Below are 1,113 nucleotides of genomic sequence, written 5' to 3'. Positions count from 1 at the left end.
TTCAAAGATTGCACCATTCCAATCATCGGAATAATGATGTCTTGGTCGGCGAGTTTTTTCGCTTGTTCAGACGCGCCAATTTTTTCACTACCCAGGATGATTGCAGTCGGTTTGGTGTAGTCGATTTCACGAAAATCGACCGCGGTGTCCGATAAGTTGGTCACCAATACTTGCATGCCTTGGGCTTTGAGCTCGGTAATGGCGGTTTCAATCGAGTTGTGAGTTTCTACTTCAACCCAGTTACGAGCACCTGCAGAAGTGTGGGTTAAAGTGCGCATTTTATCAGGCCAGATAGCATGAACTTTGTGTAAGCCCGTGGCGTCAGCCGTACGAATAACGGCAGAGACGTTATTAGGTTTGTGAACCTCTTCTAGGCACAAAGTAAGGTCGGTTTGGCGTGCTTTAAGCACCTGATGGATACGGTGGTAACGTTCTAAATTCATAGTAAATAAATAGGGTATAAAAAAATCGCCACCCAGTGTGAGTGGGTGGCGATGAGTTTAGTTCTTTCTTCGTCTGACTCGGGTCGCCTGCGGCATAGCTTTGATTTTTCGCATGATACCTGCAAGGTGGACACGATCTTTAGTCGTCAGCAGAACGGTGACAGTATACAGTCGGCCATCACGTTCTTCGGTCGACAGGCCATGGATATTGGAGCCTGTTTTCGAAATCACGTTGGTCAATTCTGCCAGAGCACCTTGGTGGTTGAGCATGTCGACTTTCAGTTCTGCGATAAACTCTTTGTCGTAATCGTCAGACCACGCAACGGCCATGTATTTGTCCGGCTCTTTTTGGTAACCGCGCACATTTGGACACGTTTCACGGTGAACAACCAGGCCACGACCAGGAGACACATGCGCAATGATGTGGTCATCTGGAATTGGGTGACAGCAGTTAGCAAACGTCAGCAGCAAACCTTCCGCGCCACGAATTGGAAGTTTCTTCTTCGAGTCGGTTGGAATGGAACTGGTTGTCGTTAGTTCTTCAGTATCGCCCAGCAAACGACGAGCAATCACAATACTCATGAGTTCGCCTAAGCCAATTGCTGCGAGTAAATCGTCTGTGCTTTCTAAGCGCAGATCGGTCAGTACTTCTTGAATGTTCTCTGGGTAG

At 47.8% G+C, this 1,113-nt stretch carries 2 protein-coding genes; both read right to left on the bottom strand.

Annotation, left to right across the window (positions count from 1 at the left end; genetic code table 11):
• A partial coding sequence (gene trmH / locus R8O11_RS25090) for a tRNA (guanosine(18)-2'-O)-methyltransferase TrmH (RefSeq protein ID WP_318194594.1) occupies nucleotides 1-443 on the bottom strand: 443 nt, incomplete at its 3' end.
• Between the two features lie 57 nt (nucleotides 444-500).
• A partial coding sequence (locus tag R8O11_RS25085; RefSeq protein ID WP_318194593.1) for an ACT domain-containing protein occupies nucleotides 501-1,113 on the bottom strand: 613 nt, incomplete at its 5' end.

Source organism: Vibrio sp. 1288, assembly GCF_033344475.1.
Note: the sequence above shows the minus strand (reverse complement) of the source record. Positions and strands in the feature narration are given on the sequence as shown.